The organism is Hymenobacter sp. FMD4 (assembly GCF_058932745.1).
This window is the reverse complement of the sequence record NZ_JBZYWH010000005.1, coordinates 196,406-218,995: the sequence shown is the minus strand read 5'-3', so window position 1 is coordinate 218,995 and position 22,590 is coordinate 196,406. Positions and strand designations below refer to the sequence as shown.

Here is a 22,590-nt window from a genome sequence, read left to right as displayed (position 1 = left end):
CTTAGGGAGTTGAATCGAATGCCATTTCGAGCCGAAGCGAGAAATCAGATTCAGTTAGCAGAACAACGTTTTGAATCCAGATGTCCCCTTTGCTCAACACGACAAGTGGTTAGTTGCGCAGCGGCTTACCGGTAGTCAGAATACTCTGAATACGCTCCAAGGTCTTACGTTCGCCGGTGAGGCTCAGGAAGACTTCGCGCTCCAGATCCAGCAGGTACTGCTCGCTGACTTCGGTGTGGGCGCTCAAGTCGCCACCGCACATTACATAGGCCAGCTTCTCGGCAATCTTCTGGTCGTGGGCCGTGATGTAGCCACCTTCCCGCATGGCGTACACGCCGGTCAGGAACATACCCAGCGCGTTTTTGCCGTGCACCTTGATGTTGGTCTTCTGCGTGGGCATGGTGTAGCCCGCTTCGGCCAGATCAATCGCCTCTTGTTTGGCCGTCATGATGGCGCGGTTGCTGTTGACCACCACTTGGTCGCCGCGGCGCATAAAGCCCAGGTCAAAGGCTTCGTGGGCTGACGTGGACACCTTAGCCGTGGCAATGGTCATGAACGTGTTGCGCAGCAGGTTCAGTTCCGGCTCACCTTCTTCGTACTTGGCGGCCGTACGAAGCACCATTTCCTTGGTACCGCCGCCGCCCGGAATCAGGCCTACACCAAATTCCACCAAGCCCATGTAGGTTTCGGCCGCCGCCACCACCTTGTCGCAGTGCAGGTTCAGCTCGCAGCCACCGCCCAGCGTGAGGCCGTGCGGCACACCCACTACCGGAATGCTGCTGTAGCGCATCCGCATCATGGCCTGCTGGAACTGGGCAATCATCATGTTAATCTCGTCGTAGTCCTGCTCCAGGGCGAACATGTACACGAGGCCCAGATTGGCACCGGCCGAGAAGTTGGGCGCGTCGTTGCCTACTACGAGGCCGCGGTAGCCCTGCTCGGCCATGTCCACGCCCTTCATCAGGCCTTGGATTACGTCCGTGCCGAGGGTGTTCATCTTGGAGTGGAACTCCACATTCAGGATACCGTCGCCAAGGTCGATGATGGACGCACTGGAGTTTTTCCACAACACTTTGCCGCTGGCGCGCAGGTTGTCGAGGATGATGAAGTTCTCGACGCCCGGAATAGCCTTGTAGCCTTTCGAGTCGGCATCGTAATACTGCTTCACACCCTGCTCGCTCACCTTATAGAAGGTAGTATTGCCGGCGGCTAGCATCTCTTCTACCCACGGAGCGAGCTGCTTGCCGTTGGCGCGTATCAGGTCCACTCCGGCTTGCACGCCCAGCGCGTCCCAGGTTTCAAACGGGCCCATTTCCCAGCCAAAGCCGGCACGCAGCGCGTCGTCGATTTTATAAAGCGCGTCGGTAATTTCCGGAATGCGGTTCGACACGTAGGCGAACAACCCGGCAAACATCTGCCGGTAGAACTCGCCGGCTTTGTCTTTACCAGCGGCCAGCACCTTGAAACGGTCGGCCAGCTTGTCGATGGCCTTCGTCGTCTCCAGCGTGGCAAACTTCACCTTGGCGCTGGGCTTGTACTCCAGCGTATTCAGATCGAGGGCTTGAATTTCAGATTTGCCGCCTTCGCCTTTTACCTTTTTATAGAAGCCCTGACCGGTTTTGTCGCCGAGCCACTTATTCTCGCCCATTTTCCGGAGAAAGTCCGGCAGCTGGAACGCGTCTTTGGCTTCGTCGTTGGGCAGGTTTTGCGCCAGGCCATTGGCTACGTTCATGAGCGTATCCAGGCCCACCACATCGGAGGTGCGGAAGGTGGCCGACTTAGCGTGGCCGATAACCGGGCCCGTGAGCTTGTCCACTTCTTCCACCGTCAGGCCTAGCTGCTGCATTACCTGCAGCACGTCCATAATGGCAAATACGCCCACACGGTTGGCAATGAATGCCGGCGTGTCTTTGGCCAGCACGGTGGTTTTGCCCAGGTACAGGTCGCCGTAGTGCATCAGAAAATCCACCACCGCCTGGTCCGTATCCGGTGTTGGAATGATTTCCAGTAGCTTTAGGTAGCGCGGCGGGTTGAAGAAGTGCGTACCGCAGAAGTGCTTCTTGAAATCCTCTGAGCGGCCCTCCGTCATCATGTGAATCGGAATGCCAGAGGTATTCGAGGTGATGAGCGTGCCGGGCTTGCGGTACTGCTCCACGCGCTCAAACAGGCTCTTCTTGATGTCAAGCCGCTCTACTACTACCTCAATGGTCCAGTCGCAGGTAGCAATTTCCTTGAGGTTGTCGTCGAAGTTGCCGGTTTTGATGCGGCTTGCGTCGGCTTTGCGGTAAAGCGGCGACGGGTTGGCCTTGATGGCTGCTTCCAGCGAGCTGTTCACAATGCGGTTACGCACGGCCGGGCTGTCGAGCTTCAGGCCTTTCTTCTCCTCGTCGGGCGTGAGCTCCTTTGGGGCGATGTCCAGCAGCAGTACTTGCACGCCGATGTTGGCAAAGTGAGCCGCAATGCGCGAGCCCATCACACCGGAGCCCAGTACAGCTACTTTCTTGATGGTACGATTCATTCTTTCAGGGAATGCGTGAATGAGTGAATGGTTAGAGCACGGACCGCTTTGCTAGCGCCGCGTTATACTTTCTTATCAGTTTTGAGCGGCTTTACCTTGAAGCCTTCAAAAATGCTTTTGCCCTCGATGGCGCCCGTAATCTGGCTTACCACGCGGAAGAATACTTCGAGCTGATCGGCCGGTACTTTCTCCCGAATTTTAAGGTTGAACTGCCGCACTGTTTGGCGCGACACTTCTTTTTTGCGAAGCCCTTCTTCGGTCAAGAAGATGCGCACGGAGCGCTTATCGAGTTGGTCGGCTTGCTTGTAAATCAACCCCTTCTCCTCCATTGACCGCAGAATGCGCGTAAGGGAGCGGGTTTCCAGACCCAGCAGCGGCGCAATCTTGGTGGCCGGCGTACCGTTTTCCTGATCGATGTTCAGAAGCACGAAGCCAATGCTGGTGGTAATGTCGTGCTTCGCCGCCTGCACATTGTACATGCGCGATATGGCGTGCCACGCTACCTTGATGTTATAGTCGACGGTTTCCTCGGGTTTCATCTACAAAACGATGTCCGGTAAACGTACACAAATTTGTTATGCTTGCATACTAGTTTACCAAGAAAAAAGTTGGCCCGTGACTTCTTCGGTAACCAAGCTTTTCTCAGGTGCCTATTGAAATCAAGGAACAATGGTCGCTAGCTCCGCAGAGGGAATCCTTCCGAAGCCACCGTATACCCTGCGTCCCGTCCCAGGAATTATATAGAAGGGATTGACAGCTGAAAGCCCGTACGCTACCAAATAGATGCGCTGCCCAGAAGCAAATCCAGCATTATTGAGCGCCGACTTAGGCAGCACATCAGAAAGTTGGCCAGGCTGATTCCGCGTGACGGAGTAGACCAAGGTGCTATTGTCAGGAGTTACTCCAGGGGAGGTGCTTGCCAAAAAAGCTATTCGGTAGAAGTTTAACACGGTACTTACCGGACTACTACTCCCAATTGTAAGCGTAAACGGAACACCAGAGTTGTTAGGAGCACCTAGCGTTAGATTATACACTATTGCTCTCGCAATATGTACGATTGAATCAGGTCCTAGCACCGTGGATTGACCATTACCGGCATGGACTATGTTGAAACGTCTAAAGGAACTAATAGTAGTTACGTTGGGATATCCCAGCGTAAGATTGTAAGTACCAGATGGGAGGTTAATGAACTCGTACCGACCAGCGGCATTGGACGTAGACGTTCTAGTACGGTCGGGTCCTTCTAGCGTAGCCGTAATTCCTTGTCTGGCGCCTAAGCTGCCGTCTTCCTCATAGAAAGCAACCGTTCCAACCAAGTCTCCAGCCGTAGCAGGAACAACGGGTGTGGGTTCCTCTCCTGGTTTACTGCGCCCACAATTACCTAATAATAATAGGACTACTCCCGCAAACACCGGTACTCCGCATAAGGCTTTCATGTAAAGGCTTTTAAGAGTAATCATTTAACCCAATAAACAGAATCAACCTTAGTTTTGATAGGTCTTTCAACAAAGAAAGCGGGTAGCTAATGCCTCCGCTTTCTTTGTTGAAAGGCGCAGCTTACCGAACTGCTTCTACCTGGTACAGGCTGTCGATAATGTCCTTGTAATTGTTGCTGATGATCTTACGCTTCACCTTCATGGTGGGCGTTAGCTCGCCGCTTTCTACGGTCCACAGCGCGGGCAAGAGCACTTCTTTTTTCACCTGTTCCCACTGCGCAAAGCCTTGGTTGTATTTGGCCACGAGTTCGTGGTACATGTCGCAAACTTGCTTGTTGCGAATGAGCTCATTGTTGGAGCCTTCGCAGGGCACATTGTTGCGCTTGCACCAGCCTTTCAGCTCATCAAAGTTGGGCACTAGCAGCACGGCCGGAAACTTTTGCCCGTCGCCGACGACCATGGCCTGCTCGATGAGGGGGGATTCCTTGAGCTTGTTTTCGATGACCTGCGGGGCGACGTACTTGCCGCCGGAGGTCTTGAACATCTCCTTTTTGCGGTCCGTGATTTTGAGGAAGCGCCCGTTCACGAACTCGCCGATGTCGCCCGTGTGAAACCAGCCCTCCGCGTCAATCACCTCCGCCGTCAGATCCGGGCGGTTGTAATACCCCTTCATCACCGACGCTGACTTCGTCAATATCTCCCCGTCCGGCGCAATTTTCACTTCGGTGCGGTCGATGATTGGGCCTACCGTGCCAATCAGGTTGTTTTCAGGCTCAAAGCCCCCTACAGCAATAACGGGCGACGTTTCGGTGAGGCCGTAGCCTTCCATCACGCGAATGCCGGCGGCCCAAAACACACGGGCCAAGCGCGGTTGCAGGGCTCCGCCACCCGATACGATAACGCGGATGTTGCCGCCCAGCGCCTCCTGCCACTTGGAAAAGATCAGCTTGCGGGCTAGGTTCAGCTGGGAGTTGTAGAAGAAGCCTTTGTTTTGCTGCGTGTCGAACTCCAGACCTAGGTTCAAGGCCCAGAAGAATAGGTTTTTCTTTACGCCTGTCAGGTCATGCCCCTTGGCTACAATCTTGTCGTACACTTTCTCCAGCAGGCGCGGCACAGTGGTGAAGATGTTGGGCTTCACTTCGCGTAGGTTGTCGGCAATCAGCTCCATGCTCTCGGCGTAATAGATACTCACGCCATTGATCATGTAGAGGTAAGTTACCATCCGCTCGAAGATGTGGCAGAGCGGCAGGAAGCTCAGCGCTTTGTCGTCCTTGGTCACCGGCACGAAGGGCTGGGAGTTACGACAGTTGCTGAGGATATTGTCGTGGGTGAGCATCACCCCTTTCGGCTTGCCGGTAGTCCCCGAGGTGTAAATCAGCGTGAGCAAATCCTCCGGCTGCACGGCGGCCTTCATGCGCTCTAGCTCGGCGGTATCGCCGCCTTGACCCATGGCCAGCAGCTCATCGAAGTGCCGGGCGCCGGGCACTTTTTCGTAGGTAAAGATGCAGTCCGCGGTGATATTCAGGCCCGCCGTAGCTTGCTTCACTTTATTATAAAGGTCCTGATCTGACACCAGCACGGCCTTTACATCGGCATCAGCAAAAATGTAGGCATAATCTTCCACCGTGATGGTGGGGTACATGGGCACCGTGACGGCGCCCAGCTGCGAAATGCCGAAATCCGTCATGAGCCACTCGGGACGGTTCATGGAGATAATGGCAACTTTATCATCACGGCCGATGCCGAGCTTACGCAGGCCCAAGCTCACTTGCTGAGCCTTGTCGTAGAGCTGTTGAGTGCTTACAGGCTGCCACTTACCGTCGATCTTGGAGGCCAAGCAATCAGTTTGCGCAAACTTGTCGCGCTGGTAGGGCAGAATGTCAAAGGTGCGGCGAACGTCCATAGTAAGTGAAGGTCGGGAGGGAAAAGCTCCTGAAATAAATGGATTTTTCCGATTAATCCCTATTCTGGGCCGGGATTTGCCATGCGTTGGGCAGGGTTTTTCAGTAGCTTTGACACCAGCGGCCTTGTGCGCGCTGGCGCGGCTGCCTTTTCGCTATGAACCTGGCCCTGTTTTTTGACCCGCTCGCCGACGATGCTACTGCTTGGGGCAGTACCACGCTAGGTGCGCATGCGGCCCGATTCGTGGATTCTTTCCCCGATTGGCGCTCTGCTGACCTAGCCCTGATCGGCTTAAATGAATGGCGCGGCAGCGCCGCCGGGCAGCCTGCCAGCTGCTCGCCCGATGCCGTGCGCCAACGTTTTTACCACTTGCAGCGCGGCACCGGCCCTTGCCGCTTGGTGGACCTTGGCAACCTGCGCAACGGCCTCACGCTGGAAGATACCTACCTGCGTCTGCGCGAAATCGTGGCGGCGCTGCTGGAGCACAACACGGTGCCCATCCTGCTGGGTGGCTCCCACGACCTCGACTACGGCCAGTTTCTGGCCTACGAAACACTGGACCGCGCCGTGAGCCTCACCTGCATCGATGCCCGCGTAGACATGGCCGAGGACGCCGGCGTGCCTGCCGAGGAAAGCCACCTGCGCCGCATTCTGATGCACGAACCGAACTTCCTGTTCAACTTCGGGCAACTGGGTCATCAGCAGTATCTGGTGCCCACAAGCGTGCTGGCCGCGCTGGAAAAGCTGCACTTCGAGACACTGCGCTTAGGTGAAATCCGCGCCGATGTGCGCCAGGCCGAGCCGCTGATTCGCCAAGCCGACTTTGTCAGCTTCGACCTGACCAGCCTGCGCTGGCCGGAGTTTCCGGGTTACTTACCTGCTAGTCCCTTCGGACTCACAGCTGAAGAGGCTGCCCAACTGTGTTGGTACGCCGGCCACAACGACCAGCTCACCAGCATTGGCCTTTATGGCTACCGCCCCGACCACGATTTACTGGGCCTAGGCGCTTCCACCGTGGCTACCATGCTGTGGTACTTCGTGGAAGGCTACTACCACCGCCGCTACGAAACAGATTTTCAAAGCCGGCGCTTTATTCGCTACGCCGTTGGCTTGCCCGGCAACCCCGCCAAGCTGGTGTTTTACAAAGCCAAGCGCACCGAAAAGTGGTGGATGGAAGTCGAAAGTTTGGCTGACAGCGCCGTGCGCCGCATTGTGCCGTGCAGCTACCAGGACTACTTGCGTGCCGCCCAAGGCGACCTGCCGAACCGGTGGATTCTGACGCAGGCGTTGCTGGGGTAGTTTGGGTGCTGATTGATTGTTTGCTTGATGTCTACTGCCGACACCCCGCCCCCGCATATTCCAACTGCCATCAATAACCAGGCTATCAGCGAGCTGCCCGAGTACTCGCTACACCAGCTGGCACTGCGCAACGGGCAGGACCGCGACGAAATCTGGTTTGCTTACCAAGGCCTGATTTACGACGTGACCCGCTCGCGCCTCTGGAGCCGGGGGCACCACTACGAGCACTGGGCCGGCCAGGACCTCACCAAGGAACTAGACGCGGATGCCCCTCACACCGTAAATGTGCTCGATAAGTTTTATGTCGTCGGGCGGCTCAAAGCCAATGGCAAATGACGAGCGGCCGCCCGTTATTTCGTCTTTATAGTACTTATCGTCAGCTCCCTCTTACCTCTCCCCTTCCCACCCTATGAGTACTACCGAAAGCACCTCGCTCTTTGACCATCTCGAAACCCTATCGACCGCCGAGCTGCTAGACAGCATCAATCAGCTGGACCAAACGGTGCCACTGGCGGTGCAAAAAGCGCTGCCGCAGATAGAGGCGCTGGTAGAGGCCACGGTAAAATGCCTGCAAAATGGTGGCCGGCTATTCTACATCGGGGCCGGAACAAGTGGCCGGCTGGGCATCCTGGATGCTTCGGAGTGCCCGCCCACATTTGGGGTGCCGCAGGGCTTGGTAGTAGGCTTAATTGCTGGCGGCGACACCGCTATCCGTAAGGCCGTGGAAAACGCTGAGGACGATGCCGAACAAGCCTGGCGCGACCTAAAGGCTTATAACATCAATGAGCTGGACATCGTGGTCGGGATTGCGGCTTCGGGCCGTACTCCTTACGTCATCGGTGGCCTGCAGCAGGCCCGTCAGCAGGGGCTATCGACCGGCTGCATCGTGTGCAACGCCGGTTCGGCCGTGGCCGAAGCAGCTGAGTACCCGGTGGAGGTAGTTACCGGCCCCGAGTTTGTGACGGGCAGCACGCGCATGAAGGCGGGCACCGCCCAGAAGCTCGTACTGAATATGCTCACCACGGCCACAATGATCCGCCTAGGCCACGTAAAAGGCAACAAGATGGTGGATATGCAGCTCTCCAACGCCAAGCTGGTAGACCGCGGCGAGCGGATGCTCATGGACGAGCTGGGCATTGATCAAAGCCATGCCGCAGAGCTGCTGCAATTGCACGGCTCAGTGCGGGCAGCGCTGGCTGCTCACCACGGGCACTAAACCTCTAAACAGCTATGATGCCGAGTGCCCAGGTAGCCCTAAATCGCAGTGATGTACTGCATTTAGGGCTGCCTGGTCTTTACCATACAACTAGTTATGAGCAGTAGGCTAGCTGGCGGTTACCTCCTGCCGCATGTATTACGTAGCCCGTGGTCAGCAGCCACCAAATGCGTTGCGTTAAGTCGTGACAAGCTCGGGCAAGATTTAGTAATTAGACTGGTTATTGCTCCGGGCTTGCTGTTTAGGGCAACATCAGTAGCCTGAGGCACTGAATTAGGTACTGCAGCGAACAGAGCGGCGACCTTTGGCGTTAGGGGAAGGGCAGCACGGAGCCTTCGTACTGCCTTCGCCCACTTCTTAGACTGCCCTTCCCGCTGGCCAGCCATGCATACCATCGAACCCCACTACGCCTGGCTGGAGCAGTACCAGGCCGCTGAAGACCCCCGCTCCCCGCTCTACGGAGCAGAAAACAACCTCGACAACTACGTCAATACCATCTACGGTTATTACATCCATCCGCAGTGGGACGGCATCGAGTCCGACACGCTCTTCCTCAAGATTCTTTTTGTCGATTATGAGCAACAGGTCGGCATTATCGAGTTCATCGGAGAGTGGAACGACGCCATTGAAAACGACGTAATGCAACTCAAGCGGGGCATCGTGGACCCGATGGTACACGAGGGCATTCGTAAGTTTATCCTGATCGGCGAGAACGTATTCAACTTCCACGGCTCCGACGACTCGTACTACGAGGAGTGGTTTGAAGACGTGGAGGATGGATGGATTGCCGCCGTCGGCTTTCAGGAACATGTAGCCCGCGAAATGCGCCAGTACAACATCGATTCCTACATCAACTTCGGTGGGCAACTAGATGACCTGCCGTGGCGCACGTACCCACCAAAGAAGCTAATGAGCGTGGTGGATGGGTTGTTGCAGCGCCGATTGGGTCTCTAGTAAAGTTGAACTGGGAAGTAAATCCGAAGCAATTTTTCTCCTTGGCATCACGGTTGGAGCCAGCGACTATCCAATCAACCAAAACAAAAAGAGCGCCTCGTTGCCGAGGCGCTCTTTGTATTAGCAAGCGTCCTAAACGACGCTCGGAATTAGTGCGTGGTCGAACCAGCGGCAGGAGCGGTCGTGCCAGCAGCAGGAGCCTCTTCTACAGCGTCAGCCTGAGCACCGGCAGCGTCGCGTACCGAGTCAGCCGATTGCTCCATAGCATCAGCTTGGGCTTCGCCAGCGTTTTCGATGTTCTCAGCAGCTTGCTCGCTAGCTTGCTCAGTTTTGTTTTCGCAAGAAGCGAACGAGAACGAAGCAGCAGCCAGGGCGAGGAACAGAACCTTTTTCATGGTAAGTGGGTGTGGAGGAAAATGTGTATTCGAAAGCAAGTTCACCGACGTTAGGCAGCGAAATCTGGAGGTTTATACCAGGTTATAGCCGAGGTAACCCGCTGGGATAAAAAAAAGCGGGCGGGCCTTTCTCAAGGCCCGCCCGACACTGCAAACGCAGATTACTTTTTTCGATACACGATACCAATTGGTACTCCCGTAAAGTCGAAATGCTCGCGTAAGCGGTTTTCGAGGTAGCGCGTGTACGATTCTTTCACGTACTGCGGCAGGTTGCAGAAGAAGGCAAACACCGGGTTGTGCGTAGGCAGTTGCGTCACGTACTTAATGCGCACCATTTTACCCTTGGTGGAGGGCGGCGGGTATTTCTCGATTTCCTTGAGCATGACCTCGTTCAGCTCCGAAGTCGAAATCTTCTTCCGCTTGTTGCCATACACTTCCATCACTGTCTCGATGGCCTTGTGCACGCGCTGCTTGGTGAGGGCCGAAGTAAAGACGATGGGCGGGTAGCTGATAGGCTTGATCCGCTCGTAAATCTGATCTTCGAACTCCTTAGCGGTATTCGTTTCCTTGTTTTCGATCAGGTCCCACTTGTTTACCAAGATGACGATACCCTTGCGGTTGCGGTCGGCCAAGCCGATGATGTTCACGTCCTGGGCTTCAATGCCACGAGTGGCGTCCAGCATTACGATGACGACATCCGACTCTTCCAAAGCCCGCAGCGAGCGAAGGTTGGAGTAGAACTCGATATCCTCGTCTACCTTGGCCTTGCGGCGCAGACCGGCCGTGTCGATCAGGATAAACTCGTTGCCGAAAGCGTTGTACCGCGTGTGGATGGCGTCACGGGTGGTGCCGGCAATGTCAGTCACGATGCTACGCTCCTCGCCCAGCAGCACGTTCACAAACGATGACTTACCCACGTTCGGGCGACCCATCACGGAGATGCGCGGAATGCCCTCATCGGGGTTCTCCACGCCTTCTTCCTCGAAGTGGCTGATAACGGCGTCCAGCAATTCGCCGGTACCGGAGCCCGACTGCGAGCTGATGGGGTAAATGTCGCCGGTACCGATGCCCAGCGAGTAAAACTCACCGGCAGCCTGGAAGCGCTGCGTCGTGTCGGCCTTGTTGGCAACGAGGTAGATGGGCTTTTTGCCCTCGTAGCGGCGCAGAACGTTGGCAAACTCTTCGTCGAGCGGATGCACGCCGGCGTCGACATCGACCATGAACAAAACCACATCGGCTTCGTCGATGGCGAGCTTCACCTGCTTGCGGATACCCTCCTCGAATACGTCATCGGAGCCCACGACGTAGCCGCCCGTGTCGATAACGGTGAAGTACTTGCCGACCCATTCGCCGTAGCCGTAGTGCCGGTCGCGCGTTACGCCGGACTGGTTGTCCATGATGGCCTTCCGTTCGCCGACCAAGCGGTTGAACAGGGTGGATTTGCCCACGTTGGGGCGGCCCACAATTGCAATGGTATTATTCATTGTGCTGACCCCAGCCGTCGGTCCGACCATGTCCGACAGTGCCCGGGGTAGTTAAGTTGATATGAGGTCGGAAGAACTTGTAGCGTTGACTTCGGCCAGCGTTACGCTAATCCGGCTTGTACCCGAAGCGGTTAAGCATTTTCGGGTCGGTGCGCCAGTTTTCGTTGACTTTGACGTGGAGCTCCAGAAACACCTTTTTCTGGAAAAACTTCTCCATTTCCTCGCGGGCCCAGGTACCCACCTTCTTCAAAGCCGCGCCGCCCTGGCCGATGATGATGCCTTTCTGGGAAGCGCGCTCGGTGAAGATGATGCCACGGACGCGAATGATGGTATCGTCTTCCTTGAACTCTTCGATCATCACCTCCGTGCTGTAAGGCACTTCTTTCTTGTAGAGCTTGAAGATCTTCTCCCGAATCATCTCCGAGGCGAAAAAGCGCTCCGGCTTGTCGGTCAGTTCGTCTTTGGGATAGAAGGGTTCATGGAAAGGCAGGCGGTCGAGGATCTGGGAGAAGACACGCTCGGTGTTAAAAGCGTTCAGCGCCGATATCGGAATGATTTCAGCGGCGTTGGGCATTTGCTCCTGCCAATAGGCCATCTTAGCCTCTACCTCTTCCTGCGTGGCTTGGTCGATCTTGTTGATGAGTAGCAGCACCGGTACTTCGGAACGGCGCAGGCGCTCCACCACGGGCTCTTCGTCGTGCTTCTCGTAGATGTCGGTGACGAACAGGATGACGTCGGCATCTTCCAGAGAGGAATACACGAAGGACATCATGGCCGATTGCAGCTCGTACTTCGGCTGGATGATGCCAGGCGTATCGGAGTAGACGAGCTGAAAATCAGGGCCGTTCAGAATGCCCAGGATGCGGTGACGCGTGGTCTGGGCTTTGCTGGTGATGATGCTGAGCCGCTCGCCTACCAGCACGTTCATCAGGGTCGACTTGCCCACGTTGGGCTTGCCGATAATGCTCACGAAGCCGGCGCGGTGCGGGTTGGGTTCAGGTGTCACGGTAGGTAATCGGTTAAGGGGCACAAAGGTACGGCTTTATGAGCGGCTGGGCTACAATAGCTGAATAATAGCGGCTTACGGTGCGTAAGGGCATATGGATGATGCTTGAATGCTAAGTCAAGCGGAAGCGAGCTTGCGAAGAGCTTTACCCAAGCCAACGCTTTTAATGCAGAGCCCAAGTAAAATGGCTCGGACGTCAGTACGCGAGACGCCCCGGCCCTTGCTTTAGGTTGGAAATGCTCGGCCTGAGGTGCTGGAGGTGCTCCACAAGCAGCTACGACGCTAGTTCACAGGCTACTTTTGCAGCATGATGCGGATTACCACGGTCCTGTTTGATCTGGACGATACGCTGTTTGACCACGCGGGCACGGCACGGGCAGCGTTGCAGGCCAGCACGGCGCGGTTTGCGTTTGCGCCATCGATAGGTATGGAGGAGCTGTATCGGCGCTATAGCGAGTTGCTGGAAGAGATGCACCCGCAGGTGCTGGCAGGCCGCTACACGTACCTGGAGGCCCGGCGCCTGCGCTTTCAGCGGCTGCTAGCGCCCTACCGGGCTTTTGCTTCCGATGCCGAGGTGGAGCAGTTCGCAAGCTTTCACTACGAGCATTACCACCGCCTGCGCCAGCCAGTAGTAGGCGCTTTGGCTTTGCTGGAGGCACTAAAAGTCAATTACCGCATCGGCATTGTGACGAACAACCGCACGGCGGAGCAGGAGGACAAGCTGCATTTTCTGGGCATGACGCACTTGGTGGATGCGCTCATAACCTCGGAAGAGATAGGCGTGACAAAGCCCGACCCGCTCATTTTCCACGTAGCCCTGCAGCGGCTGTCGGCGCAGCCCGCCGAAGCGGTGCTCATCGGCGACAACTGGGTGGCCGACGTAGTGGGCGCGCAAGGCGCGGGCATTCGGCCCATCTGGCTCAACCGCTTCGGGGCAACCCGCCCGGACAAAACCGTAACCGAAATCAATAGCTTCGAGCCGCTGGCCGACGTGCTGCGGATAATAGCTGGCGGCGCGCCATCGTGAAGTACCGGGCCTGCGACAAAATCTGACAGAAATCAGCCAAACAGCCGGCTCCTATGCCCCGGGCGCAAACTTTGGAGGCCGTACCTTTGTATGGCATTCGGACGCACCTAATTGCAAACCGTTTGGTGGTGCGCGCTTTCCTTCGCTTATGCCTTCTTCCTCTGCTTCGACCCGCGGCCGCATCGGTGTTTTGTTGGTGAATCTCGGCACGCCCGACTCGCCCAAAACGCCCGACGTTCGCCGCTACCTCAACGAGTTTCTGACCGACGGCCGCGTGATTGACATGCCTGCTGCGGTGCGCTACCCGTTGTTTCAGGGCTTGGTGGTGCCCCTGCGGGCCCCCAAGTCGGCGAAAGTATATCAGCAGCTCTGGACGGAGCGCGGCTCTCCGCTGCTTTTCCACGGCCTCGATCTGAAGCAACTGGTGCAGGAAAAGCTGGGCAAGGACTACTTGGTGGCTTTCGGCATGCGCTACCAGAACCCCAGCATCGAATCGGCTTTGGCCGAGCTGCGCGACGCGGCCGTGGAGCGCATCATTGTGCTGCCGCTGTTTCCGCAGTACGCAGCGGCCTCCACGGGCTCGGTGCAGGAGAAGGTGATGGAAATCGTGGGCAAATGGTGGGTGGTGCCCAGCATCAGCTTCATCAGCAGCTTCGCCGATGACCCCGGCTTCATCAACACCTTCGCCACTTTAGGCAAGGAAGAAATGGCCAAGCACGACTACGACCACGTGGTATTCAGCTACCACGGCATTCCGGAACGCCACGTGCTGAAGGGCAGCCACAAGGGCTACTGCAAGCTAAGCACCTGCTGCGCCAGCTACAACAAGAACAACCGTTACTGCTACCGTGCCCAGTGCTACGCCACGTCGCGCCTGCTGGCCGAGGCCATGGGCCTCACATCGGAGCAATACACCGTTACGTTCCAGAGCCGCCTCCAGAGCCGCCTGCGCGACCCGTGGTTGCAGCCCTACACCGATGAAGTATTAAAGGAATTTCCGGCCAAAGGCATCAAGAATGTGCTGGCTTTCAGCCCTGCCTTCGTAGCCGACTGCCTGGAAACCACCATCGAGGTGGGCGAAGAGTTTAAGGAGATGTTTGAGGAGGCCGGCGGCGGCCATTGGCAGCTGGTGCCCAGCTGCAACACGCATCCGCTGTGGGTAGATGCGGTAGTGGATATGATTCACCGCAACTAGACGCCGCTTTTATAACCGAAAGCCGCCGGACCAAGCCTATGAACACTGTTTCGGGGCCGGGTCCGGCGGCTTGTGTTTTAACCGTTCTACAGCTTGCCCAGGCGGGCCGTCAGGCCGATGTTAGCCACCAAGGGCCAAGGATCAAGCGTTGTGCGGGTACGCGAAACAAACTGCAAGCCCAAGCGGCTGCTTAGCATCAGCCGACGCGAGAGGAAGCGGTTGGTGGTCAGTATGGGCTGATAATGGATTTGCCGCAGCCCCGAGGCGTCTTGCACTACGGATATTGGACTGCTGCGAGGGTTAGTGCTGGCCCTGATCAGTTCCAGATACTCCACACCGTATACGCGCAGCGCTAATCCCATCTGCCACCGTTCCGTAGGGCTCCAGATCAAGGTAGGCTGCACGTACGCCGTACGGTAGCGGCTGTTGATATCGACGGTAGAGCTGCCTTCGAAACTGTTGCGCAAAGCCTGACCACCACCATAACCTGCCCCAGCGTAGGCTGCCAGCATGATCTGCTCGCTTGGCCAGAGGTAGTACCCCATGCCTACTTCGCCACCGCCAAACCGGTTGCCATTGCCCCCACCCCATACCATGCCAGCTCCCGTCAGGGCCACGTGGTTGGTGATGGCCCAGGCAGCTTGCGCTTCCAGGCCATTGAATCCAAGGCTGGCACGCGCTTCCACGTTACCCTTTTCCACCAATACAGGCAGATTGGCCGACTGGGGCATCAGTGCCGGCGCACAGCCACTCAGCCCGCTGAGTGAGGGTACCGCTATGATGACGGCAATGCTTATGAAGAAGCGCATAATCATGCGAGTTGAAAGTGGCCTAATAAGGTTGCATAAGGAGCCGACAATGTACTCAGCGAATTAGCGGGACACCGTAGGTAGCAGTTCGCAACTGTCGGCACTACATCGGATTTATTGGCTAGCGCATTATTGCAGGGGAATAGATTTCGAATTCGTTTATTAATTAGCTTCGAGAGCGGGTAAATACCATCCTTTTATTAAGTCAGCATATATTATCACCATAGGCCAACCCTACGACTAGGGCATGCGTATTGGCTTCGACGCAGGTAAGTCGCAAAAAGAATTTGCAATTCTAAAATTTGTGTGACTACCTTTGCTTCATCAATTCTACCCAGGATTGTTTTTATACAGAGGCGTGGAGAGACAGGCTCTACGAAGCGCCGGCAACCACGGGAAAGTCCCGAACGGTGCCAATTCCTGACCATATAAAAACAACGACGTCGTGAACTTCGACCTCACCCCCCGCGCTACCTCTTTTGGCTCTGCTGCCTCGCAGCCGGAGTTGTTCGGCCTCAACATGCTGTTTTGCTGTTGTATGCCGATGCGCAGCGCGTGTTGTTGAGGCATTCACACCTCTGCTTCCCGTTTGCTGGAACCCGGCCCTTAGGCGCCTGCTATCTGGTGTATAGCCTAGGTTCGTTCGGTTTGGCTGCTTGAGCTTTGCTCGCTTCCTGTCCTTCCAGCAGCCCTTTCTTCTTGTCTTACTTGGCTTGTTTCGCTGCGGCAAAACAGTCATAGCTCTTCTGCGCATGTCGACGACAATCGATGCACAGGTGGCGCATATTCGTCAGCAATTAATTGGAGCTGACGCACTGGATATTTTGCGCCTAATTGCTTTTGAATTTCCGGGTAAAGCTGCTTTTTCCACTTCTTTTGGATTGGAAGATCAGGCAATTACGCACCTGATATTTTCGCATGATTTACCGATCGAAGTATTTACGCTCGATACTGGCCGGAATTTTCAGGAAACATACGCCACCTGGAGCAAAACTGTGCTCAAATATGGCCAGACCATAAGGGCCTATTACCCCGACCACGAGCAGGTGGCGGCGCTGGTAGAGCGCCAAGGCCCCAACGGCTTCTACGAAAGCGTGGATGCCCGTAAAGCTTGCTGCCAGGTACGCAAAGTGGAACCGTTGAGCCGCGCCCTGACTGGCAAAGCGGCTTGGGTAACCGGCATCCGGGCCGAGCAATCAGCAAACCGCACCGGCATGCAGGTGGCCGACTACGATGCCACCTACCAGCTGCTGAAGGTAAACCCACTGCTCGACTGGACCTGGGAACAGACGTGGGCGTTCATTCGGGAGTACGGCATTCCGCACAATCCCCTGCACCTGCAAGGCTTCGTGAGCATCGGCTGCGCGCCGTGCACACGGGCTGTGAAGCTCGGTGAGGACTTCCGGGCTGGCCGCTGGTGGTGGGAAGACCAGTCGGCCAAGGAGTGCGGCCTGCATGCCACCAGCGCAGCGGCCGAAACTCCGGCTACCGCTTAACTCTGCCCCGCCCTTACCGCATTTCCCGCTCTTCCTACCCTTCCAAAAATTCGGCTGTACAGCCGAACAGGCACCTCCTTGCCTTATGCCAACGCTCACTAGACTCGACTACCTCGACCGGCTCGAAGCCGAAGCCATCCACATTCTGCGCGAAGTGGCCGGACAGTTTCAGCGCCCCGCGCTGCTGTTTTCGGGCGGTAAAGATTCCATTGCGCTGGTGCGCCTCGCCCAAAAGGCCTTCCGCCCCGGCAGGTTTCCGTTTCCGCTGGTGCACATCGACACGGGACACAACTTCCCGGAAGTGCTGGCCTTCCGCGATGCGCTGGCCGCCGAGCTAGGCGAGCAGCTGATTGTGCGCCACGTGCAAGACACCATTCAGCAGCGCGGCTTGCGCGAGCCGGGCGGCAAGTTCCCGAGCCGCAATGCCCTACAGACTTACACCTTGCTGGACACCATCGAAGAATTTGGCTTTGATGCCTGCATCGGTGGGGCGCGCCGCGACGAGGAGAAGGCCCGCGCCAAGGAGCGCATTTTCTCGGTGCGGGACGAATTTGGGCAGTGGGACCCGCGCCGCCAGCGGCCGGAACTCTGGGACATCTACAACGGCCAGATTCAGCCGGGCGAGAACGTGCGCGTATTCCCCATCTCCAACTGGACCGAGCTGGACGTGTGGAATTACATCCAACGCGAGGACATTCCGCTGCCCAGCATCTACTTCGCCCACGAGCGCCGCTGCGTGGTGCTGCCCAGCGGCCAACTCCTGGCCGTAACCGACCATCTCTCGCTCGACGCTTCCGATGAGCTGACTACCCGTCAGGTGCGCTTTCGCACCGTGGGCGACGCCACGTGCACCGCCGCCGTGGAAAGTGACGCAGTCACGCTGGAAGCCATCATTGAAGACATTCTGCAAGCCAAAGTAAGTGAACGGGGTGCTACCCGCCTCGACGACCGGATTTCCGAAACCGGCATGGAGGACCGCAAGCGCAACGGCTACTTCTGATTTTAATGTGCTGCGCTTCGCTAATGTGGAAAACGTGCTGATGTGCTAAAAAGCTCGTCGGAACAGCATTGGCACATCAGCACATTCAACCACATCAGCACATTTTCCACATCAATCACATTCTCAAAGTGGACCTTCTCCGATTCATCACCTGCGGCAGCGTCGACGACGGCAAGAGCACGCTCATCGGGCGGCTGCTTTACGACAGCGCCGCCGTATCCCTTGACGTGCTGGCGGCGCTGGAAGAGCAGAACCGCACTTCGGCCGCCGGCACCGTAGACCTCGCACTGCTCACCGACGGCCTGCGGGCCGAGCGCGAACAGGGCATTACAATCGATGTGGCGCACAAGTACTTCACCACGCCACGCCGCAAGTTTATCATCACCGATACGCCCGGCCACGTGCAGTATACCCGCAACATGGTGACGGGCGCTTCCAATGCTGATCTGGCCATTGTACTCGTCGACGCCCGGCAGGGCATCGTGGAGCAGACGCGCCGGCACACCATCGTGTCGTCGTTGCTGGGCATTCGGCACTTCGTGCTGGCCGTGAACAAGATTGACCTCGTGGGCTATTCCGAGGCGGTGTTCCGCGACATCGTGGCTGATTACGCGGCCCTGGCCCATCAGCTCGGCATCCGGCAGGTGACGAGCATTCCGATCAGCGCCCTGCTCGGCGACAACGTGGTGCGGGCGTCGAGCAATCTGCCTTGGTACCAGGGGCCGAACCTGTTGGAGCACCTGGAAACAATAGCAGTAACTGCCGAGGCTACGCATGAGCCGGCGCGCTTCCAGGTGCAGTACGTTATTAGGCCGCAAAGCGCGGAGCTACCCGATTACCGGGGCTACGCAGGCCGTGTCCAGAGCGGCGTGTACCGCCGCGGCGACCGGGTGCGCGTGCTGTCTGTCGGCATCGAAACCACGCTCGAAGCCATCGAGGTAGATCAGCAGGAGGTGGAAATAGCCGTGGCCCCGCAAGCCGTAGTGCTACGCCTTGCCGACGACGTGGACATCAGCCGCGGCGACACCATCGTGCCCGTGGACCAGGCTCCGGAGCCTACCCGCGAGTTGGAGGCGACGCTGTGCTGGATGGCGGAGCAACCCCTGCGCCCCGGCCGCAAGCTGCTGGTGCAACACCACGCCGCCAAAACCAAAGCCGTGGTTCAAGCCATCGTCGGCAAAACAGACATTCAGACCTTCACGCAGCAGGAAACCGACGAAGCCCGGCTCAACGATATCGTGCGGGTGCGGCTGAAAACAGCTACCCCGCTGGCTGCCGATACCTACCGGCAAAACCGCACCACCGGCGCCTTTATCCTGCTTGACGAACAAACCGGCGCCACGCTGGCCGCGGGCCTGATCGAAGCCACCGAACCCGCTTACGCCTAACAGCACGTCCTGCTGAGCTTGTCGAAGCATCTCTACCGCCTTAGTAAATAGATTACTCTCGGTAGAAATGCTTCGACAAGCTCAGCAGGACGGCAGAAATCATTCTCTCGCCATGCCCGCTTTTATAACTCCCCGCCTCACCGTAGTAGGCGCCGGCCCCGGTGACCCGGAGCTGATAACCCTCAAGGGTGCCCGGGTGCTAGCTGAGGCCGACGTCGTTCTGTACGACGCCCTCAGCAACGCCGACCTGCTGGCCCACGCCCGGCCCGGCGCCAAGAAAGTGTATGTGGGCAAGCGAAAGGGCGTACGCGCCTACCTGCAGCAGGAAATCAACGACCTCATTGTGCTTTACGCCCGGGTGCACGGCCACGTGGTGCGGTTGAAGGGCGGCGACCCATTTGTGTTTGGGCGCGGCCGGGAGGAGATGTTGTTTGCCCAGCGTCACGGTTTGAAAACCGATTACGTCCCCGGCATCAGCAGCGCGGTAGCGGTGGCTGGCAGCATGGGCATTCCGGTGACGCACCGCGGGCTAAGCGAATCGTTTCGGGTGATTACGGCCACCACGGCCTCGGGCGAGCTATCGGAGGAAATCTACCAGGCGGCACAGGCGCCGCGCACCACGGCCGTCATCTTGATGGGGCTGGGTCAAGCGCAGGCCATTGCGGACGTGTTTGGTCGCTTTGGCGGGGCACAGCGGCCAGCGGCGGTCATTCAGGACGGCACGCTGCCCACGGCCCGCATGATTCAAACCACCGTGAGCGAATTGCCGGCCCGCGTAGCGGCAGCCGGCATTACAGCGCCGGCCATCATCGTCATCGGCGACGTGGTGAACCTGGCGGCAGCTCCGCAGGCTGCTGACTTGGTGCCGGAGCTGGCACCGCTTTACGCGGCGGTGGCTTAACTGCGCTGCTGACTCCACATCTACTTACCACCGCATCAACCTAACAAGCCATGTCAACGCCAACCACTGACCAGCGTTTGCCGATCGGCTTCGACGATACTACGCTCCGGCAGCTGTCGGGTGACTTTACCGAGCAGCAGCTGCTGTGGCTGAGCGGCTACTTCTACGGCCGCTACACCGCGGCCAATGGTGGCAGCGCGGCTTCTTCTGCAGCAACCGCTGTTACTTCCGCGGCTCCGGCTGCCATCACAGCGCCACGCATCACGGTGCTCTACGGGTCCCAAACGGGCAACAGCAAGAAGGTAGCTCTGCAAGCGGTGGAAGCAGCCAAGCAGCGCGGCCTGCAGGCCACAGCCCGCGACATGAACGATTACCAGGGCCGGGAGCTGACTAAGGAGCAGGCGCTGCTGGTAGTGGTAAGCACGCAAGGCGAAGGCGAGCCGCCGGTAGCCGCCGAGGAACTGCACCAGTTTCTGGGAAGCGCCCGGGCACCCAAGCTGCCCGACCTGCGCTACGCCGTGCTGGCCCTCGGCGACCGGAGCTACCTGCAGTTTTGCCAGACCGGCAAGGAATTCGACGAGCGGCTGAATCAGCAAGGTGCGCAACGGCTGGCCGAGCGCGTAGACTGCGACGTGGACTATCAGGCCGATGCCCAGCAATGGATTGAGCGCGTGCTACAGGCCATAGGCGGAACCGCTGCTTCGGCATCAGTCAGTGTTAAAAGCGAACCGGCCGCCATTTCGATTGAAGTAGAGTACACGCGCCAGAACCCGCTCACGGCTTCGGTGCTGGAAAAGATTCAGCTGAACGGTCGCGGCTCTGCCAAGGAGACTTACCACCTGGAGCTGTCGTTGGCGGATTCGGGCCTGAGGTACGAGCCCGGTGATGCGTTGTCGGTCATTCCGACCAACTCCGCGGCTCTGGTGGACGAAGTACTGCGCGCTACCCAATTGGAAGCCGATGCGCCGGTACAGCTGAAGGGCGAAACGTTGACCCTGGTCACGGCCCTCACCGAACGACTGGAACTCTCCACCCTCTCCCGCGACGTGCTGCAGCGTTACGCTCAGCACCAGCCGCAGCCGGCCCTGCAAGAGCTGGCCGGCGCTACCGCACAACTCCAAACCTACCTCTACGGCCGCGACGCCGCCGACCTGCTGGTGGACTACCCCGCTGAGCTCAGCGCTCAGCAACTGGTGGATACACTGCGGCCGCTGCCGGCCCGCGCTTATTCCATTGCCAGCAGCCTGCTGGCCCACCCCAACGAGGTTCACCTTACCGTGGGGGCGGTGCGCTACCAGGCCCACGGGCGACAAAAGCAAGGCACGTGTTCGTGCTACCTGGCCGACCGCGTGCAAACAGGCGACGACGTGCGCGTGTTCGTGGAGCGCAACGAATACTTCAAGCTGCCCCAGAACTCCAGCACCGATATCATCATGGTAGGTGCCGGCACGGGCGTGGCGCCGTTCCGCGGATTTGTGGAAGAGCGCGCCGAAGCAGGCGCTGCGGGCCGCAACTGGCTAGTGTTCGGCAACCCGCATTTCACCACTGATTTCCTGTACCAGACGGAGTGGCAGCAGCACCTCAAGCGCGGTACCCTATCCAAGCTCAACGTCGCCTTCTCCCGCGACCAAACCGAAAAAATCTACGTGCACAACCGACTCCTGGAATACTCACGAGAGGTATACGACTGGCTCGAAAACGGCGCCCACTTCTACGTGTGCGGCGACAAGCAGCGCCTCGCTGCTACCGTACACAAAGCCCTCGTGAGCGTGGTGCAGCTGGAAGCTGGCGCTACGCTGGAAGAGGCTGAGGCCTACGTGCGTAGCCTGCGCAAGCAGCGCCGCTACCTCGAAGACGTGTACTAAGCTATGCGGCCATACCTGTTGCTCGGCTCGGTTCTGCTCACGAGCTACTTGCAAGTGCATGCGCAGGTAAGCCACCAGCAAGGCTACTGGCTACGTGCGTATGGCCGCATCAAGCTGAGTCCGCGCTGGAGCTGGCACGGCGAACTGGACGAACGCCGTTTCGTTCGGCCCGACAAGCAGTGGCAGTTCATCACGCACCAGCACTTGCACTACCGGCTGTATTCTCGCCTTGACGGAGCCTTGGGCCTCAGCCATTCGCGCCAGCCTCAGGGCAGCCTTACGGTACCCGAATGGCGGCTTTTTACAGAAGCTACTTACGCGCAGCTCCTCGGCTCGCGCTTGCGTCTGCAGCCGCGCGTTCGGGTGGAGCAGCGCTGGCTGCGCCAAGTGACTGATAACCACCTGACCGATGGCCATGTATTCCGCTGGCGCTACCGCGGCCGTTTGCAGCTCGACGGTCAGCTTACGCCCCGCTGGCGGGTTCGCGCTTCCGATGAGCTGCTGCTCCACGCCGACAGCTTTGACCAAAACCGCCTTTACGTCGGCGTCGAGTATCACGTCGGGGCCGGCTACAGTGCCGAGCTGGGCTACCTCAAGATCTGGCAGCGCCGCCTGGGCCGCCCCGAATACTTCGACCGTGACGTGGTGCGCCTGACCTTATTCAAGGATTGGGACCTCACGGACACCAACTGATTTCAC

The 22,590-nt window shown here is 58.0% G+C and carries 19 protein-coding genes and 1 riboswitch; of the genes, 12 read left to right on the top strand and 7 right to left on the bottom strand.

Going from position 1 to position 22,590, the window contains the following annotated elements:
- Positions 1–109: 109 nt before the first annotated feature.
- The 3 genes from AC5FXY_RS07725 to AC5FXY_RS07715 form a co-directional block, all read right to left on the bottom strand.
- Positions 110–2,518: a 3-hydroxyacyl-CoA dehydrogenase/enoyl-CoA hydratase family protein gene (locus AC5FXY_RS07725; protein WP_493556077.1), complete on the bottom strand. Its 2,409-nt coding sequence runs from the start codon at positions 2,516–2,518 to the stop codon at positions 110–112.
- Positions 2,519–2,580: 62 nt separating this feature from the next.
- Complete coding sequence (locus AC5FXY_RS07720) at positions 2,581–3,057, bottom strand: MarR family winged helix-turn-helix transcriptional regulator (RefSeq protein WP_493556076.1); 477 nt, start codon at positions 3,055–3,057, stop codon at positions 2,581–2,583.
- A gap of 1,018 nt (positions 3,058–4,075) precedes the next feature.
- Positions 4,076–5,857: an AMP-dependent synthetase/ligase gene (locus AC5FXY_RS07715; RefSeq protein WP_493556075.1), complete on the bottom strand. Its 1,782-nt coding sequence runs from the start codon at positions 5,855–5,857 to the stop codon at positions 4,076–4,078.
- A 155-nt stretch (positions 5,858–6,012) separates the two neighbouring features.
- Between AC5FXY_RS07715 and AC5FXY_RS07710 the strand changes: the two genes are divergently transcribed.
- From AC5FXY_RS07710 to AC5FXY_RS07695, 4 genes are all read left to right on the top strand, one after another.
- A complete protein-coding gene (locus AC5FXY_RS07710; protein WP_493556074.1) occupies positions 6,013–7,155 on the top strand; it encodes a formimidoylglutamase in 1,143 nt (380 codons plus the stop codon).
- A 93-nt stretch (positions 7,156–7,248) separates the two neighbouring features.
- The gene (locus tag AC5FXY_RS07705; protein ID WP_493556107.1) at positions 7,249–7,491 is read left to right on the top strand and encodes a cytochrome b5 domain-containing protein; all 243 of its coding nucleotides are present in this window, start codon (positions 7,249–7,251) and stop codon (positions 7,489–7,491) included.
- A 73-nt stretch (positions 7,492–7,564) separates the two neighbouring features.
- On the top strand, positions 7,565–8,371 hold the full coding sequence (gene murQ / locus AC5FXY_RS07700; protein ID WP_493556073.1) for an N-acetylmuramic acid 6-phosphate etherase: 807 nt from the start codon (positions 7,565–7,567) through the stop codon (positions 8,369–8,371).
- Positions 8,372–8,755: 384 nt separating this feature from the next.
- Positions 8,756–9,325 (top strand): hypothetical protein, encoded by a 570-nt coding sequence (locus tag AC5FXY_RS07695; protein ID WP_493556072.1) that lies wholly within the window; start codon positions 8,756–8,758, stop codon positions 9,323–9,325.
- A 149-nt stretch (positions 9,326–9,474) separates the two neighbouring features.
- Here the strand turns inward: AC5FXY_RS07695 and AC5FXY_RS07690 are convergent, their stop codons facing one another.
- From AC5FXY_RS07690 to era, 3 genes are all read right to left on the bottom strand, one after another.
- Entirely contained in the window at positions 9,475–9,720 is a 246-nt protein-coding gene (locus AC5FXY_RS07690; protein ID WP_493556071.1) for a hypothetical protein, read from the bottom strand.
- Positions 9,721–9,881: 161 nt separating this feature from the next.
- Positions 9,882–11,204 carry a ribosome biogenesis GTPase Der gene (der, locus tag AC5FXY_RS07685; protein WP_493556070.1) on the bottom strand — a complete coding sequence of 441 codons (1,323 nt, stop codon included), beginning with the start codon at positions 11,202–11,204 and terminating at the stop codon, positions 9,882–9,884.
- A gap of 106 nt (positions 11,205–11,310) precedes the next feature.
- The gene (gene era / locus AC5FXY_RS07680) at positions 11,311–12,210 is read right to left on the bottom strand and encodes a GTPase Era (RefSeq protein ID WP_493556069.1); all 900 of its coding nucleotides are present in this window, start codon (positions 12,208–12,210) and stop codon (positions 11,311–11,313) included.
- A 307-nt stretch (positions 12,211–12,517) separates the two neighbouring features.
- On the opposite strand from era, the gene AC5FXY_RS07675 reads away from it, so the two are divergent.
- Both AC5FXY_RS07675 and hemH read left to right on the top strand, forming a co-directional pair.
- Complete coding sequence (locus AC5FXY_RS07675; protein WP_493556068.1) at positions 12,518–13,237, top strand: HAD family hydrolase; 720 nt, start codon at positions 12,518–12,520, stop codon at positions 13,235–13,237.
- Positions 13,238–13,385: 148 nt separating this feature from the next.
- Positions 13,386–14,432 carry a ferrochelatase gene (hemH, locus tag AC5FXY_RS07670; RefSeq protein WP_493556067.1) on the top strand — a complete coding sequence of 349 codons (1,047 nt, stop codon included), beginning with the start codon at positions 13,386–13,388 and terminating at the stop codon, positions 14,430–14,432.
- An 86-nt stretch (positions 14,433–14,518) separates the two neighbouring features.
- On the opposite strand, the gene AC5FXY_RS07665 is transcribed toward hemH, so the two are convergent.
- Positions 14,519–15,241, bottom strand: a complete 723-nt coding sequence (locus tag AC5FXY_RS07665; RefSeq protein ID WP_493556066.1) for a hypothetical protein — start codon at positions 15,239–15,241, stop codon at positions 14,519–14,521.
- A gap of 343 nt (positions 15,242–15,584) precedes the next feature.
- Positions 15,585–15,676: riboswitch (SAM riboswitch) on the top strand.
- A gap of 317 nt (positions 15,677–15,993) precedes the next feature.
- Here AC5FXY_RS07665 and AC5FXY_RS07660 point away from each other — a divergent pair.
- The 6 genes from AC5FXY_RS07660 to AC5FXY_RS07635 all read left to right on the top strand — a co-directional run bounded on the left by AC5FXY_RS07660 (position 15,994) and on the right by AC5FXY_RS07635 (position 22,584).
- Positions 15,994–16,737, top strand: a complete 744-nt coding sequence (locus AC5FXY_RS07660) for a phosphoadenylyl-sulfate reductase (RefSeq protein WP_493556065.1) — start codon at positions 15,994–15,996, stop codon at positions 16,735–16,737.
- A gap of 85 nt (positions 16,738–16,822) precedes the next feature.
- The gene (gene cysD / locus AC5FXY_RS07655) at positions 16,823–17,737 is read left to right on the top strand and encodes a sulfate adenylyltransferase subunit CysD (protein ID WP_493556064.1); all 915 of its coding nucleotides are present in this window, start codon (positions 16,823–16,825) and stop codon (positions 17,735–17,737) included.
- 128 nt (positions 17,738–17,865) lie between these two features.
- A complete protein-coding gene (locus tag AC5FXY_RS07650) occupies positions 17,866–19,125 on the top strand; it encodes a sulfate adenylyltransferase subunit 1 (protein ID WP_493556063.1) in 1,260 nt (419 codons plus the stop codon).
- 112 nt (positions 19,126–19,237) lie between these two features.
- Positions 19,238–20,026 carry a uroporphyrinogen-III C-methyltransferase gene (gene cobA, locus AC5FXY_RS07645; protein ID WP_493556062.1) on the top strand — a complete coding sequence of 263 codons (789 nt, stop codon included), beginning with the start codon at positions 19,238–19,240 and terminating at the stop codon, positions 20,024–20,026.
- Positions 20,027–20,076: 50 nt separating this feature from the next.
- Positions 20,077–21,891: an assimilatory sulfite reductase (NADPH) flavoprotein subunit gene (locus AC5FXY_RS07640; protein ID WP_493556061.1), complete on the top strand. Its 1,815-nt coding sequence runs from the start codon at positions 20,077–20,079 to the stop codon at positions 21,889–21,891.
- A gap of 3 nt (positions 21,892–21,894) precedes the next feature.
- Complete coding sequence (locus tag AC5FXY_RS07635) at positions 21,895–22,584, top strand: DUF2490 domain-containing protein (protein WP_493556060.1); 690 nt, start codon at positions 21,895–21,897, stop codon at positions 22,582–22,584.
- The last annotated feature ends 6 nt before the right edge of the window (positions 22,585–22,590 follow it).